Source organism: Clostridium sp. MF28 (assembly GCF_002969175.1).
GTDB lineage: Bacteria > Bacillota > Clostridia > Clostridiales > Clostridiaceae > Clostridium > Clostridium beijerinckii.
Genome location: NZ_CP014331.1, coordinates 1,576,116 through 1,593,340 on the forward strand (window position 1 = coordinate 1,576,116; position 17,225 = coordinate 1,593,340).

The window sequence follows — 17,225 nt, forward strand, 5'->3', positions numbered from 1 at the left end:
CTTAATCCTCTTTCACTACTATTAATAGCATCTTCATATCTTCTTTTGCAGTCACTTGATGCTGAATATTTGCAGGCATAACTACCACTTGACCTTTGTGAGCTTCCATTACTTCATCACCTATCTTTACAGTAGCAACTCCTTCTTGAATAACAATCATAGCATCGCCTTTAGCTGCATGAGGCCCAACGCCTTCACCTTTTCCAAATGCTAATGCAGTAAGTCCTACACCTTTCTTTTGAGCCATTGTAACAGTTTCTATTTGACCTTCCTTGCAGCTTACTAAGCTGTCAAAATCTATTGCCTTTGATTTTTCTATATTCTTAATTAATTCTTGCATATTACATTCTCCTTTTCATTTTTATATGTAGGTAAACAGATTAAATATTTTACTTGCTAGATAAATATATTTACAAACTTTTAGGTAATATATTCTTCACTAGAAATTATAAATATTTTTGTGAAGAAAGCATTTGAAAATGAGCTGTTAAAGGTTCTTAGTTGTAGATTGTTCCACTTTAGCTTGTCAAACTGAAAGTTGGAGCATGCTAAAGTGGGTACAATCTTCAACTTAGAACCTTCAGCGGCATTTTCATAGTCTTTCGTAATAAAAATATTTGTGATTTCGGTTGTTATCACATAAGTCTGATGAATAGTTTATTTATCTATAAATAAGCTGTAAATGTTTCTATTAGTTCTTCATTATTTTTGTTTATATTACTATCAAAATATAGATCTAATACAGGAATTTTTATTTCTTCTTTGTATTTTTCTCTTAGTATTTTTAATATTGTAGCTGTATTTTCATACATAGAGCTTACAACAATAATCCCATCAACATTTTCTGCTGTTAATAATTTAGCAAATCTATATCTTCCGCTTCCTCCTGCATAGTTTGGAAGTTTATCTTTTAATATTTCATTAAGACTATCAATTTCCCTATTAAATGGAGATTTTTCTTCTAGAATCAAATTAACTTTATTAATAATCTTCTTGGCTTCATCTATTAATTTTAAATATTGTTTATTAGTCTTATTTCTCTTATTGCTAAAATCTTTATATAGCATATATAATTCTTCTGCAAATGGCTGCTTTACAACATCATAATTTTCCATTAGCCTTTTTATGAGATTATTATTTAAATAATCTTTATGCACTACTAAAGCTTCTCCAATTATAAGCAGTTTCTTTTTATTTTCTTTTAATATCTCACTATTTAGGATTTCTAATTTTTCATCAAAATATGAGTCTGATATATTATTATTTTTTATTGCTTTAATTAAATCATCTAAGGATGTTTCTTTTTTATCTTCATGTAATCTATTAATTAGATCGCCTATTACCAATGCTTTAAAGAATTCTAGGCCAAAATCTTTATCACCTAAGTAATCTTCTATAAATGGTGCTTCGAGATTTAATTTTCTGCCACATTCTAAGGCTTTATATTGTATAAGCTTCCCATACTGCCCAAAGGTTTCACTTCCTTCATCTGTAGGAAGATATAATGTATATTCTTTTTCACTTTCTTTAACTTTACTTATGACCTCTGATATCAAACCGGTTAATGAAAAATATTCTTTTCCTCTTGAAAATTGCTTTCCAATTTCAATTGTGCTTTCACTTACAGGTTCTAATATTGTAACCTTTGTATTTTTTCTTTCTAAGAAAGCTTTTAGTATATTGCTATATGGATACATATATGGAATTATCACTTCATTTTCAGTTTCTATTTCATTCTTAGAGTTTTGAAGTTTATTATCAAATTTAACTTCATTAACCATTCCAAGTTTTTTACTCAAATTGTCTTCAGTTGCCTCTTCAACTTTATTTTCTAAAAGGCCATTATTATCACAATTTTTAATCGAATTTATAAATGCCTCTACCCTTGTAATTACTCCAACTTTTGAAGAGTGTTCATCTACTTCTATATGCAAGTAAGGCTTGCTTCCCATTTCCTTTTTAAAATAATGAGTAAGAATTGTATCTGGCCCGCATCCATGATTAGTAATATATATTGGATATATATTTTTATGATTTCTTATAATTTTTGCTCCTGTTATTATGTGCTGCCCAAAAGGCCAATACATATTTGAATATTCTTTTCCTAAGTCCATTTCTGAGGCTTCAAGATGAGTTAAATGAAGCACTTTATATCCACGCTTTTTCAATTCATTTTCTATGCCCATGTTTAATGCTGGATCAACTATGTTATACACTCTGCTTATCATAACAAATACTTTTTCATCTTCACCTATATTCTTTAAAACATCAGATCCAAGTGATTCAAGATTTTTCTCATAATCCATAAACTTTTTCATACCAGACATTACTGCTGCCGCTGTTTCTATTTTGTTTTTTCCAAGATCTTTTCCTATACTTAATAAGGTTTTAATCATATATTGTTTACCAAAATTAAATGATAATGTTGGTGATATTAACTTTATATTTTTTTCTGCCAAATTAAACACGCTTTCAATTATCTTTGGTGAAGTCTGCATATACACACATGCGTAATCTTCTCTTACATCTGAACCAGCATGCTTCATAGTATATAAATGTGGCAAGAATATATAATCAACCTTTTTCTCTAAAAGCCATGCTACATGTCCATTTATTAATTTAACTGGAAAGCATGTTTCTTCAAATGAATATTCTTGGCTAAGGCCGATTATATCTTCATTAGTGGCATCTGAAAGTAAAACATTATATCCTAATTTTTTAAATATCTCATTAAACATCGGGAACATTTTATTAAGAAATAATACTCTTGGTATCCCTATTGTTTTTTTATTAGCATCCTTATCAGTTATATATCCGTCTAAGAATAATTTTTCACCTTTATTTGAATAATCTATACTGTTATTTTGTTTATTATCTTTTTCGTTATTCTTTATACTTTCCTTTGTTAAAACCGCCGTTCCCAAAGCACCTGTAACACTAAAGAATTCTGGAACAATAATTTCTTTATTAAGTAAAGCTCTAAATGCATTTACTACTGCTTGATTATGAGCAATTCCACCTTGAAGGAATATTTTATTTCCAATGGGTCTATTTCCAACAACTCTATTTAAATAATTTTTTACTATAGAGTAAGCAAGTCCAGCTGAAATATTCTCAATACTTTCGCCTTCTCCTATTGCTTTACCTATGTTTCCTTCAATAAAAACAGTACATCTATCCCCTAAATTGCAAGGGCTATCGCCTTCTAAAGCAACCTTTCCAAACTCATTAATACTTATTCCAAGTTTCTTAATCTGCTCTTCTATAAACGCTCCTGTTCCTGCTGCGCATATTTTATTCATTTCAAAGTCTTTTACTAATTTATTTTCTATACATATATATTTTGAATCCTGACCACCAATTTCAAATATGGTATCAACATCACCACATACATTTATAGCTCCTTCTGCTTGAGCTGTAATTTCATTTACAATTAAATCTGCATTAATTAATTTTCCAATAAACTCTCTACCAGAACCAGTTGTACCTATTCCTTTGAATTTAAAGTCTTGTCCTAATCTTTCCTTTAATATATCAAAATATTCAGTAACAACTTCTTTTGGTTTTCCATTAGTTTTTGTATAAATATAATCAATCACGTTGTTAGCTTCATCAATAACAACAAAATTGATACTTGTTGATCCAATATCAACGCCTAAGTAACCTTCTTTTAAATTATTGTTTATACAAGTATGCTTATTTAAGCTATCATTTACTCCGAATTTATCTAATTTTTCAAATAAGCTATTTTTAGGCTTTTCTATAATTAATTTTTCAGAAGAGCTAAGTTTATTTACATCTATAATTAATCCTTTTTCTTCTGCTATCTTGCAAGCACCAAAACATGTTAGTAACTCAAAATTTTCTTCAATTATAATGTCTTCGTCTTCTAACTTTAATACATCCTTTAGAGCTTTAACTACTCCTTTATTATGTATTACCCCACCAGAAAGCATGATTGGTTTATTAAGTTTATTTTTCTGAAGAACATTTGCTTTATAATTTCTTACAAGTGCATGGCATAATCCTTGTAATATATCCTCTACTTTCACTCCATCCTGCATATGATGTATCATGTCAGTCTTTGAAAAAACGCTGCATCTTCCAGCTATTCTAGGAATTTCTGTAGCTTTTTCTGTGTAGGCTGATATATCTTTTATATCTATAGATAATCTTGAAGCCTGCTCTTCTAAAAAAGAACCTGTACCAGCTGCACAGCTTGTATTCATAAAGAATTTTACATTTTTAACGTCTATATCTGTAATATATTTTGTTTCTTGTGCACCAAGTTCAATAATAGATTTAACATTCTTATTTTTAAATAAAGCTCCTTCAATAAGAGAAATACTATTATTGATATGATATTTTTTATCTAAATTAATTCTTGATGATAAACTTCCTGTTATCCCAATAACCATATTTGATTCTTTATTAACTGCTTTAACCTTCTCAATTAACTCACTATAATATTTATTAATATTTCCTTTATGGAATATATAATTACTTTCAATTAAATTATCATTATTATCTAAGTAAACATACTTAAGAGTTGAATAACCAATATCTATTCCTAACTTATTCATAACACCCTCCTTTGAAATTCATTCTCATTTACTTCTTATAAGTATTATATTACACTTTCCCGCTAGACTCCGTATCATATGATACGCTTTAAAAGAAATTTATAAGAAACTTAATGCCAAAATTTAGAAGCTTTTTAATCTCACCTAATAACTCAATAAGTGATAATTTTTAAGTATTTCAATTATAAAAAGATGTATATATCGCATAAAAATAACTCACGAAAATCAGATATTGATTTCCGTGAGTTTCAATTATTATTTAGGCACAATTAAAAAGTACCAAGCACCTTAAACCTTAAATTTTTGAATAATCTTTTCTAATTCATCAGCTTTTTCATTAAGTAAACTTGCTAATGAAGATACTTCTTCAATAGAAGCTAATTGTTCTTCTGAAGCCGATGCTACCTCTTGTGCACTCTCAGAGAACTCAACAGCTATTTGACTTACTGCCCTAACAGTAGCCGTTACCTTTTCTGAATTATTTGATATATTTTTAGAAGCCGCTGTTACTTCACTAATCTGTTTTGTTATATTTCTTACAGATGATATAATTTTTTGAAAGGTCTCTCCTGTTTCATTTACTACTTTTAGTCCTTCCTGAACATTTTTCGTAACATTATCCATATTGTTTATGGACTCCATGCTCTCTTTTTGTATCGAATGTATAATTTTAGAAATCTCTCTAGCAGAATTAGATGACTGTTCTGCAAGCTTTCCAACTTCCTCTGCAACTACTGCAAAACCTTTTCCTCCTTCGCCAGCTCTAGCCGCTTCAATTGATGCATTCAAAGCCAATAAATTTGTTTGTTCTGCAATAGATGTAATAGTGTCAATAATCTCACCTATGCTCTTTGATTTTTTTCCCAACGCATAAATGGTAGAATTAGATTCTATTACTGAGTTATTTATATTATTTATCATATTAGCTGTCTCTAATATAGATACATTTCCCTTTTCTGCAAACTCGTCTGCTTGCCTTGAAGCTTTTAAAACCTCATTAGAATTTTTTGCGATATATTCTATGTCTTTTGACATTTTTTCTATCGCAACAGATGCGTCTTCTGAAATTTGTAATTGCTCTTCAGATTTTGTTGCAACATTTTGAATAGAATTAGTAATTATATTAGCAACCTTAGCTGTTTGTTCTGTAGTTTTTGCTAGATTTTCTGCTGAATCGATTACATCACTTGAAACATTTTTACTTGCTACAATAATTTGAGAAAAAGATTTTGTCATATTATTTAGAGCATCAATTATCAAAACCGTCTCGTCTTTTACATCATGAGTAATATGTACGTTAAGCTCTCCCTCTGAAATTTTGTGTGTTGATTCTTCAATTGACTCTATAGTTCCTCTTATTCCATAATAAAATGCTACGAATAGATAAATTAAACTTAAGATTGTTAGCACCGAAATAACTAAAACGAAAAATCTAATCTTAACTGTATAAGCATTATCTTGCTGTAATATGTTCATTAACTCTGTAGATTCACCATGTATTAAAGTATAAATACTATCTACAGCCGTTGTAGCCCTATTATAATATTCTGTTGAATCAATCGTTATACTATTTGTTTCCAAAAGTTCTTTATTAACTATATCAATTATTTCCTTTGAATTGTTAAAAGCTCCTGTAATCTCTCCACTTAATTTGTCCTTTATTTCTGGCTTAGTTTTATATACTTCATCAAGTCCTTTTATAGATGCATTCAAATTAATAGTAGCTGCTTTAGTCACGTATACTAATTTAAATCTTTCATCATCTGTTATTGACTTTCTTCCTGCAACTCCAGATCCAACAGCTCTAGACAATCCAAGATTTTCTGTAACCATTGGTAGATTATTTACGATGGTATCTACCAAATAATATCTGTCTAACTGTTTTTGTAATATCAGATTTGAACTATCTTCAATGCTACCATTAAAATCAAGTATTTTACTTATTAAAGCAGTATGTTTTGCTGTTAATTCACTGAGTGCAGACTTATTATCTTTTATTTCTAATGAAGACCAATCAATTTTTATACTTGCCCATTCATTTGTTGTACCAAGTTCTTTACCATAATCTTCGTCTAATTTGTTTATAGCTACTATATCATTTTTTATTTCTTGTTCTTTTTGAATTACTTGTTCTTCAGTGGATTTATTTCCACTAAGTAACACTGACGTTAATCCTCTATGTTGTTGAACATGCCGTACAAAGGATGTTGTAGCATTAATATAATTCAATCCTTTAATCTGATTTTCACTAATCTTCACATCACCATTTAGCTGATGAACAAAGAAAGAAAGAACTGCTAAAATCGGGATTAGAAATATTGTAAGTATTAGTAGAAACTTTTTTGAATACTTTAATTTATTCATAAGTTTAATTCCAGGGTAAAAGATTTTCTTCATCGACTTATCCCCCTTTATACTTTAGCTAATTTAAAAGCATTTAATCGTATTATATTTTGCGTTCTTAATCAATGACGATAATAATTTATAATTTTCTAAAATTACGGATTAAAAATACCTCCCTTCATTATGATAACTTTTATTTTTAATAAATTTATTTTTCAACAAATACATACTTTAATTATAAAATTCGTTCTTTTTTTCATTTTCCCTTCTATTATTCCATAATTTATATCTTTATTTTTGTAAATATTTTAATATAACTCATTATTTGTACTCAATACGCATATATATGTTTATTTTTCTACATTTCTAATCCGATCTATAGGTATCAATTATTTAGCTCATTTATCCTTCATATCTAAATTGGTTGTTTTTTCAATTACCCCATAAATAATTGAACTGCTTTTCTTACCTCCATAATATTTTTCTATTCCTAGCTTTTCAAAATCATTAGAACCTTGCCTTTCTTTGATAACAACTCTTTTTTTACAAACCCTAAGAGTTTTCATTAAAATCCCCTTTGTTAATCCTTTGTGATCCGCAAAATACCTAAATGAATTTACTGATGCCGGCTTTTTATTTGGTTCTTTAAACATAGGATTAAAATATACTACATCAAAACTATTATCACTTTGCTTTAAAAGGTAATTTTATAATACATCCTACCAACTAAATAATTCATTTCATTATCCAGCTGAAAACCTCTAGTTAAAACGCTATTTTAACTCTTCTTCAGCTATAAAATGAAATTTCATAGATAAACATTTCTCATAAAAATAACCCGCGACAATCAAAAATTATCGTGGGCTTTATGTATAGGGCAAATCATGCCCCTTAAAATTCATAAATAAATTTTATATCGTTTTGATATACAATGCATTACATGATAGATTTGGATTTAATTCCTCTAAAAAACTCCTCAAAGCTCTTAGTTTGCAAATGCCTTGCTCATCAATTAGCACAAATCTATCTCAATTATTTATATATTAACATGATGCCTTCCTCTTGGCACTATAAAAGGTGAATTAGATACTGGATCTTGTATTACCACACAATCTAATCCAAATACTTCATTGATTAATTCCGAAGTTATAACCTTTGATGGTTCACCTTTCCCAATTAATTTTCCCTTTCGAAGAGCAAATATATAATCTGCATATCTAGCAGATAAATTTATATCATGAAGTACCATTACAATAGTAGTTCCTCTTTTGCGATTTAAATCTGTCAATAAATCAAGGATTTCTACTTGATAAGCAATATCAAGATATGTGGTTGGTTCATCTAAAAGAAGTATATCGGTCTGCTGAGCTAGCGCCATAGCTATCCAAACCCTTTGACGCTGCCCTCCAGATAATTCATCTACACTACGATTAGCAAGATCTGTTATTCCCATTATTTCAAGTGCCTCTTCTACTGCATCAAAATCACTTTTATCCATGCTTTTTAAAAATGCTTGATATGGAAATCTACCTCTTGAAACTAAGTCCCAGACTGTTATACCTTCTGGAACTACTGGTGATTGTGGAAGCAGTCCCAAAACTTGTGCCAATTTTTTAGAAGGCATTGAAGTTATTTTTTTGCCGTCAATTACAACATCTCCCGAAATTGGCTTAATGAGCCTTGCAAGTGTTTTTAGCAAAGTTGATTTACCACATGCATTTGCACCAATAATAACACTGATTTTATTACTTGGAATAGTTATATCAATTCCATCAACTATAATCTTTTTTTCATACCCAGTTACTAAATTTTTTGCTTCAAGCAATTGTTGTTTTTCATTCATTATGCTTGCCCCCTTCTGTTTATAGTTATTAGAAGCAATAGCATATATGGTGCTCCTAAAATTCCTGTAATTACACCTACAGGAAATCTTGTACTAAATACAAACTGGCCAATCATATCTGCTCCAAGTACTAATAATGCTCCAACTAAACCTGATGCTAAAACATTTGGCGAACCTAACCCAACAAGTCTTGCTGAAATTGGACCTGATAAAAATGCAACAAAGGCTATAGGCCCTGTAACAGCCGTTGCAAAAGCAATTAAAAATACTGAACTTAAGATAAGTGTGATTCTTATTAAATTTATTTTAATACCTAGTGTTGTTGCAAATTCATCTCCTAATTCTAATATTTGAAGATAATTAGTTAAACATAAAATAATAACTCCAAATATAATAACGACCACAAGTAAGCCTGGGACATCTTTCATACTCATCCCATTTAAGCTACCATTTAACCATGTGAGTGCTTTTGAGACATCGTGTTCTGAAGCCTTAACCAGCAAAAATGATATAAGGGCATTTAACATTGCTTGCATTCCAATTCCTATAAGTATTAATCTGCCGCCTGAAAATCCTGAACCTTTAGAGAACATATATATAAGTGTTGAAACCAAAATTCCTGAAATCACAGCTGCAATAGAAACACCGCTTCCACTCATGTGAAGAACTAATATACAAAATACCGCTGCCACACTAGCCCCTGAACTTATTCCTATGATATCAGGACTAGCTAGTGGATTTCTAAGCATAGTTTGAAATGTATTTCCTGCAATTCCAAAGGCTAGCCCTGCTAAAAGTCCACAAAGCATTCTTGGTAAACGCAAGGTTCCTATAGTAAATGCAGCGCCTTGTATCTCTTCCCCACTAAGTACTCTTATAACTGTACTTAATGAATAATTAGTTTTTCCATATAAAAGCATAACTCCGCAAAGACCTAATGTTAAAGCAAAGAGAATTATATTAACGCTGATCATGCGTTTTTTTCTTTTTATATAACCTTCTTTTATCATAGAGTGAGTAGTTTTTATCATATAGCCCTCACCTTCGCTTTCCTTGCAATGATAATAAGAATTGGTGCTCCTAAAAATGCAGTAATAATTCCCACCTGAAGTTCACCAGGACTTCCAATTACTCTTCCCAAAACATCTGAAATTGTTAAAAGCACCGCTCCTCCAATAGCTGACATGGGCACTAAACCTCTTAAATTTGAGCCAAAAATGAGACGTATACTGTGAGGAATCATTAAACCTACAAATCCTATGGGGCCTGCAATTGCTGTGGTTGCACCACATAGTATAACCCCTGCAATTGCACATATAATCCTAATAATTCCTATATTTACTCCAAGACCAGTTGCAACCTCATCTCCTAAAGCTAAAATATCCAATGCTGGTGCTGATATTATGCTTATTATTAATCCAATTATTAAAAATGGTAACATTAAGTCAATACTCTCCCAAGTTGCACCACTTACACTTCCGACCTGCCAAAATCTATATGCATCTATAACCTCACTTCTAGGAAGTATTATTACACTTACTAAAGAGGTTAAAACTGCACTAGTAGCTGAGCCTGCCAAAGCAAGTTTTATTGGTGTCATACCTCCGCTGCCAATGGAAGCTATAGTATAAACAAATATTGATGTGATTCCTGCTCCAACTAGTGCAATCCAGATATACTCGTTAGCTGAATTTATATTAAAAAATGCTATTCCAATTACAACAAATAAAGATGCACCTGTATTAACTCCTAAAATGCTTGGGTCTGCTATTGGATTTCTAGTGATTGATTGCATAAGAGCCCCCGATATTCCAAGAGAAGCTCCTGCCATAATACTAAAAATTGTTCTTGGAACACGTTCTCGAACAACTAATGCAGCAAAAGACGTATCGTCACTATTTAATAAAGCATTTATTGCTTGACTAATTCCTATGTTTTTTGACCCAAATGCCAGTGATATTACTACACATATACCTAGTAAAAAAATACTACCTAAATATATTCCTACTGTCTTTCTAAATCTCATTATGCTTTATCTGCTGCCTCTCCAATTATTTTTAGATATTCATCTATTGTTGCTGGAATTGATAAGGCAGTAGGAGTACAAGATGCTGCAAGTGCTGATCCATCTTCTATTACGGCAACTGATCCTCTTTTTATTGCTGGAACTGTTCCAAGTAGGGCATCTGATTGCAATTGTTTTACTAATGTGTCATTTCCATACGTTACTATTACATCTACATCTGTTAATTTATCAATATTTTCTGAACTAATTTCAAGAGCAAAACTATCTGAAGTCTGCGCAAGCTTTTTAACACTCTCTGGTAATTCTAATCCTAAATCAGTTAAATATGCTGCTCGAGGATCTGTTGGAAGATATATATAAAATTTACCTAAGTCAGCTGGATTAAAGTAACAGAAAACGGCCTTTTTACCTTTAAGCTTAGGATACTTACTAGTTTTTTCTGTTATTTGCTTTTCCAAATCTGAAACCAATTTGTCTCCTTCATCTTTTTTACCCATTGCAGTTGAATTAATTGATATTTGATCACGCCAATATGTTTGCCAAGGAAGTTTAGGATATGCTACAACAGGCGCAATTTTACTTAATAAATCATATTCCTCTTGCGTTATTCCTGAATATGCAGCTAATATAACATCTGGCTTAGCATTACTGATAGCTTCATAGTCTAAACCATCTACATCGTCAAAAGTAACAGGTTTGTCCACGCCTAACTCTTTATATTTTTCTGCTGTCCATGGTAATAAACCATTTTCATCTGCTTTTCCATAGTTAGCTTTAGATACACCTGCTGGTACAACTCCTAATGCTAATGGTACGTCCTGATTTCCCCAAGAAATTGTAACGACCTTTTCTGGCTGTTTTTCAATTACTGTTTCACCAAAAGCATGTTTAATAGTAAGTGGATACGTTACAGTCGCACTTTGTCCCACATTAGATTTATCTTCATTTTTAGCCGCTCCACTTGAGCATCCCGTTATTAATAAAGTACAAGCAAGAATAATCGTAGTTATTCCTTTTAATTTCATGATAATCCTCCTAATTGTTATGTATTTTATTGAATTAATATTTATTTGATTTTTATATTCAAATGATAATGTTTTTCATTTGCTGTCGGTATTTATTTTATATTCATCAGTAAAATTTGTCAACCTTACATTAGGGGACATTATCTTGAAATTTGTGGTAATACTTATTAAATAAAATTATTTCCATTATATTTTTTGAAGATCTTGCCTTCATAAGGAGTTCCTAAAAAACAAAAAAATATTTATGATAAATCCTTGTTTTAATTGCGTTTGTAAACAGCAATGAAAACAAGGGTCTATACATAAATATTTCAAAAGAAAATTAATTATTAATATACAAGTTTTTAAGCAATAACACTTATATTTTTACTTAACTAAACATCTAGTCAAGACATTTGGTAAGCTAATAAACTACTTCTCCGCCACTACAATTTGATTATTACTTGCTGAACATTATGTGTATGGAAATATTCTCATATGTCCGCCATCTAAAATAATTAGAATTAGTCTACCCCTACAAATTTAGAAGTCCTCTTAATATTAAGTTCAGTTACCATTTTATTTGAAAACTTGTCCATATTTATAAAATACATTACAATTAATCCAATTATGGTAAATACAATTCCTGAGTATATAAATGAAATATTAATTGCCTTTATTGCAGCTCCTGTCTGTACAGCAGCTGTTCCATTATATTTTCCAAAGTCAAGAATCCATCCGAGAATTGCAGTACCAAGGCCACCCCCTAATTTCATTCCAAAACTTACACAACTGTTAATTAATCCATCTGCACGTATTCCTGTTTTCCATTCTCCATAATCTACAGCATCTGCAACAATTGCGAAAATTCCAACTATTAGAGGCGCCATACCAAACCCTTTTATAATGCTTCCTGCCATAACAAGCTCATAAGAAGCAGGATTAATTGCCATAATAATAACACCTACTAATTTCACTAGAAATCCAAACATCATAACTTTCCATTTACCAAATTTACTTATGAACTTAGGTAAAAGTGCAAATCCAACTATCATAGGTGCATAAAGTGCTAAAGTAAGCATCCCCATTAAATTAGCATTATTTAATACATAAGTTGTATAATAAAGAGTAGCTCCTGAAAATAACCCCATATCTGTATAAATAATAATAAACATAATCGCTATAAGTAAAAAATATTTATTTTTCATCAAGGAACCAATTCCTACTTTTAACTTGAATTTTTCTCCCTTTTCATCCTGATTTCTTTCTTTTGTAAATGCAAATGTTATGAATAGAAATGCACATGAAATTATTCCATAAATAACTGCAAGTTTTGACCATCCATACTTTTCAACCAATGGATTTGTAATCATTGATAATATAATAGTAAATGAAATAACAAAAACAAATCGAATTGAGCTCAAAACTGAACGTTCTTGTATGTTACTTGATATTCTTGATAGCAATGTGCAATATGACAAATTTGAGGCCGTGTATACAATTGACACTAAAAATATATAAGTGATATATGCATAAATCAGCTTTCCACCATTGCTGAGCCCCATAGGAACATTAAACAATAATATCAAACCAATCCCCATAAATGGTGCACTCCATAAAATCCAAGGTCTTGTTTTCCCCCACCTTGTATTAGTTTTATCAATAAGTGCTCCAATTGATAAATCTGTTACACCATCTAAAAGTCTCGCAATCAGCATTAGTGTCCCAACTGCTGCTACTCCAAGTCCAACGCTATTAGTATAATATATCATCAAAAAGGAAGTAATTGGCACATACACAAAGTTACATCCTACATCGCCTATTGAATAAGAAATCTTTTCTTTTAAATTAATTTTTTCTTCCATAAAAATACTCATTCCTTTCATAGTACTCAATATATAAAGTAATTAAACGATTACTCCAAGAATATATATGTTCTAATTAATGATGCACATTTATCAATAAATAATAAATGCTGAAATTTTTTTGAGTTTTCAATAATTCCTATTCAAAAAGCATTGAATTCTAATTAAAACTTATATATTATAAAAATATGACTTGATATGGCAGAGTAAAGTAATTATATTTTTATGTACAGTTAATATTAACTAATCAACCAACTAATATTAACTATCATTAAACTAATACTTTTCACTCTGTCATTTCATTTGTATTTGAGACAATTACAATGTAACTTTTCCCATGTGTAGATCTGAATCTGCGCTGCTGCTTCCTATATACGCCTCATACTCCATTTTCTCTAATTCCATTTGTTCTGTTTTTGGATTATACCAGCAAAGCTCCTCTTTAGGGCAAGTTATTGTAACTTCCTTGCTTTCTCCTGGCTGTAAATTTACACGAGCAAAACCTCTTAACAATTTTACAGGTCTCTCTACAGATGAATTTTTGAATCCGACATACATTTGTACGACTTCATCCCCTGCCATTTTTCCTATATTTTTAACAGTACATTTAGCGATAACACTATCATCAGATGCATCAAAATTTGCATCACTAAAATCAAACTTAGTATAAGATAGTCCAAATCCATATGGTACAGATGGTTTTATGCCTTCCTTTTCTAACTTTGTATATCCATGATAGTAATCATACCATTGAGATGTTGTATCCCAATTTACTTGTGGAAGATCACTTTCTTTAAATGGAATTACATATGGTAGTTTTCCACTTGGATTAACATCTCCAAATATAATCTCTCCTATTGCAGTTCCGCCTTCCATACCTGGATAATATGCCATCATTATAGCTCCAACGCTTTCTTTCCACTCTTCCATCATTATCATATTTCCACCAATTAACACGGCTATAGAATTGGTGTTAACAGGACCTACTTCCTGTATTAATTTAATTTCATTTTCATGAAGACCTAACGAATTTTTTCTATCGCCACCTACTGCTCCTGTGTAAGATTCAAATTCATCTTCTGATATATATTCACCTTCATCGTCATAGTTATATCCAACTACAAATATAACTGCATCTGCATCTTTAGCTAATTCTTTTGCATGTTCCAAATTTTCGCCATTATAATATACAACCTGCGCTTTAGGTGCTGCATTTGCAATTCCTTGTAATGGTGTTATAACATAAGCTGGTCTTACCTGACTTGAACCGTGATCTCCTATTACTTCCTTATCGCCTAACTTTCCTAACACAACAATTTTTCTTGCTTTATCTTTGCTTAATGGTAATACATTATTTTCATTCTTAATTAATGTAATCCCCTCTCTTGCTGCCTGAAGTGCAAGTTTAATGTGATCTTCACATCCAATTACGCTCTCATCATATTCATTTGAATAAGCATCTTCAAATGCTAGCAATGTACGCACGATACGTAATGCAGATTCATCAATTTTACTTTCTTTTACTTGTCCGTTTTTTACTGCCGCTACTAATTTATCTCCAAAAAACTGAGTACAGCACATTTCCATATCTTGTCCGCCATTAGCTGCTTCAACCGTATCTCTGACTCCCCAGATAAAGTCACTCATAACAAATCCATCAAAATCCCATTCCTTTTTCAATACTTGATTTAATAAGTAATCATGATGTCCACAATGAGTTCCTTTATATAAATTATAAGAACTCATAATAGCTGCTGCACCTGCTTCAACACATTTCTTAAAATGAGGAAGAAATACTTCTCTCTCAGTACGTTTATCACATTCAACATTTACCTTAAATCTGGAAATTTCCATTTGGTTAAAAGCAAAATGTTTTACACATGCGATTACATTTTCGTCTTGTACACCTTTAACTAATGCTCGTCCCATTTCCCCTAAGTGAAAAGATTCTTCACCATAAGTTTCTTGGCTTCTTCCCCAGCCTGGATTATACGGAAGATTAATACATACTCCTGCAAATAAGTTACCTTTATACCCATGAACTTCTTTACCTATAGCATTACCTATTTTTTCTTCTAATGCTGTATCAAATGTTGCACCTCTAAGCATTGATACTGGAAAACATGTGCTTTTTCCTGCACTACAAACTACACCCCTTGGCCCATCACAGAAAAGCATAGGAGGCACATTATTCTTCTCTATTCCTCCTGCTGGATAAGGATAACTATTATAATGTTTTTGCTCATCAGCATCTCTCAAATCAGAGAGCATATCATTAAGAGTAACATTTCCACCCATTAAGGAAACCTTTTCTTCTAAAGTTAAAGAGTTAACTATTTCCTTTGCCTTTTCAGTATAAGATAATCTTTTTAATTTAGTACATTTCATTTTTACATATCTCCTTTACAATATTTTTCTAATAAATTAATAGATTCTTTAAAATCAAAACGCAAATAGCCTTGTACATTAGGATCCGCATTTAAACTTGCCCCACTTTTTCGGTATTCAGCAGGGGTCACACCTATTTCTTTTTTAAAAGCTCTGTAAAAAGTACTTTCAGAATAAAAGCCACAATCATTTGCTATAAAGCTAATTGACTTGTTTGAAAACTTAAGCATATATTTAGAAGCCTCTATTTTGCTGCTAAGTACTAAATCTTTAGGTGATAATCCAATGTTTGCCTTTAAGAAACGATAAACTGATTTCTCGCACAAGCCTATAAATTTATATAGTTCATCTAATACTGTATCTTTTGTACAGTTTTTTTGGATAAAGTTTATTACCTGCATGAGCAATTCTGTGTTTTCTGTTTCTTTCAAATCTACAGCTTTTTGATGAATATCATATAATGTGAATTCAAATAAGTCCGCTATTAACATATAAACTAAAGATTTTACCCTATAAGTGTTAAATATTTCATCACTCTGACTTTCAAGTCCAATTTTAGCAGCATTAGCAACGTATGCATCATATCCGTTCTTAGGCTTTTTATCATTAAGCTTGCTGTTTAAGTAAAAATAATACGATCTATTATCATCTTTTGTATTTTTGAATAAATTCTCATTCATCTGAATAAATAAGCATAAATTCTCTTCCTTAGTACGTTGTAATTCATGTACTGCTTTTGAATTTAATAACACAATATCCCCTGCTTCCAAAACCGTTATCTTGGGGCTTGCATTTACTATTAGGGATCCTTTCAGAACTAAAATTAATTCATAATCATAATGCCAATGAAAACTAGAATGTTCAATTGATGTTACAAACACCTTTGCTGGATATTTCTCTTCATGCTCAATTGTTTCAAAAATATATGAACTCATATTTCCCCCATTTCATGATATACTATAACCGCTTTGTAAATATTTACACTTTGATTATAAGTTATATCAAAATATATTTGTTATCATTTTTGTACAAATTCTATTTCATTTTCAGACTAATCATATTATAACTGAATCATATAAGGCACATGAAAATAAATTAAATATTTCATATTATGTATAGAGAATCCATAAGCTAATAAACTGTATAAGAACTTAACTAATTCCCTAATTTCTA

The 17,225-nt window shown here is 30.7% G+C and carries 10 protein-coding genes and 1 pseudogene; all 11 read right to left on the bottom strand.

The window, feature by feature from the left end; genetic code table 11:
• Position 1 precedes the first annotated feature (1 nt).
• Positions 2–340: a cupin domain-containing protein gene (locus tag AXY43_RS07090; RefSeq protein WP_012059922.1), complete on the bottom strand. Its 339-nt coding sequence runs from the start codon at positions 338–340 to the stop codon at positions 2–4.
• 325 nt (positions 341–665) lie between these two features.
• Positions 666–4,583: an acyl-CoA dehydratase activase gene (locus tag AXY43_RS07095; RefSeq protein WP_105411284.1), complete on the bottom strand. Its 3,918-nt coding sequence runs from the start codon at positions 4,581–4,583 to the stop codon at positions 666–668.
• Positions 4,584–4,871: 288 nt separating this feature from the next.
• Positions 4,872–6,980: a methyl-accepting chemotaxis protein gene (locus tag AXY43_RS07100; protein ID WP_105411285.1), complete on the bottom strand. Its 2,109-nt coding sequence runs from the start codon at positions 6,978–6,980 to the stop codon at positions 4,872–4,874.
• A gap of 344 nt (positions 6,981–7,324) precedes the next feature.
• Positions 7,325–7,633: pseudogene (locus tag AXY43_RS07105) on the bottom strand (class I SAM-dependent methyltransferase); the annotation flags it as partial.
• Positions 7,634–7,962: 329 nt separating this feature from the next.
• Positions 7,963–8,769: an ABC transporter ATP-binding protein gene (locus AXY43_RS07110; protein ID WP_023975202.1), complete on the bottom strand. Its 807-nt coding sequence runs from the start codon at positions 8,767–8,769 to the stop codon at positions 7,963–7,965.
• Positions 8,769–9,800, bottom strand: a complete 1,032-nt coding sequence (locus AXY43_RS07115; RefSeq protein ID WP_105411286.1) for a FecCD family ABC transporter permease — start codon at positions 9,798–9,800, stop codon at positions 8,769–8,771. Before AXY43_RS07115 ends, AXY43_RS07110 begins: the two co-directional genes overlap by 1 nt.
• Complete coding sequence (locus tag AXY43_RS07120; protein WP_039773762.1) at positions 9,797–10,795, bottom strand: FecCD family ABC transporter permease; 999 nt, start codon at positions 10,793–10,795, stop codon at positions 9,797–9,799. The genes AXY43_RS07115 and AXY43_RS07120 overlap by 4 nt, the downstream gene beginning before the upstream one ends.
• On the bottom strand, positions 10,795–11,820 hold the full coding sequence (locus AXY43_RS07125) for an iron-siderophore ABC transporter substrate-binding protein (RefSeq protein WP_023975205.1): 1,026 nt from the start codon (positions 11,818–11,820) through the stop codon (positions 10,795–10,797). Before AXY43_RS07125 ends, AXY43_RS07120 begins: the two co-directional genes overlap by 1 nt.
• Positions 11,821–12,323: 503 nt before the next feature.
• Entirely contained in the window at positions 12,324–13,685 is a 1,362-nt protein-coding gene (locus AXY43_RS07130) for an MFS transporter (RefSeq protein ID WP_243099180.1), read from the bottom strand.
• Positions 13,686–13,982: 297 nt separating this feature from the next.
• A complete protein-coding gene (locus AXY43_RS07135; RefSeq protein WP_105411287.1) occupies positions 13,983–16,052 on the bottom strand; it encodes a beta-glucosidase family protein in 2,070 nt (689 codons plus the stop codon).
• Between the two features lie 2 nt (positions 16,053–16,054).
• Positions 16,055–16,987 (bottom strand): helix-turn-helix domain-containing protein, encoded by a 933-nt coding sequence (locus tag AXY43_RS07140; protein WP_023975208.1) that lies wholly within the window; start codon positions 16,985–16,987, stop codon positions 16,055–16,057.
• Between the last annotated feature and the right edge of the window lie 238 nt (positions 16,988–17,225).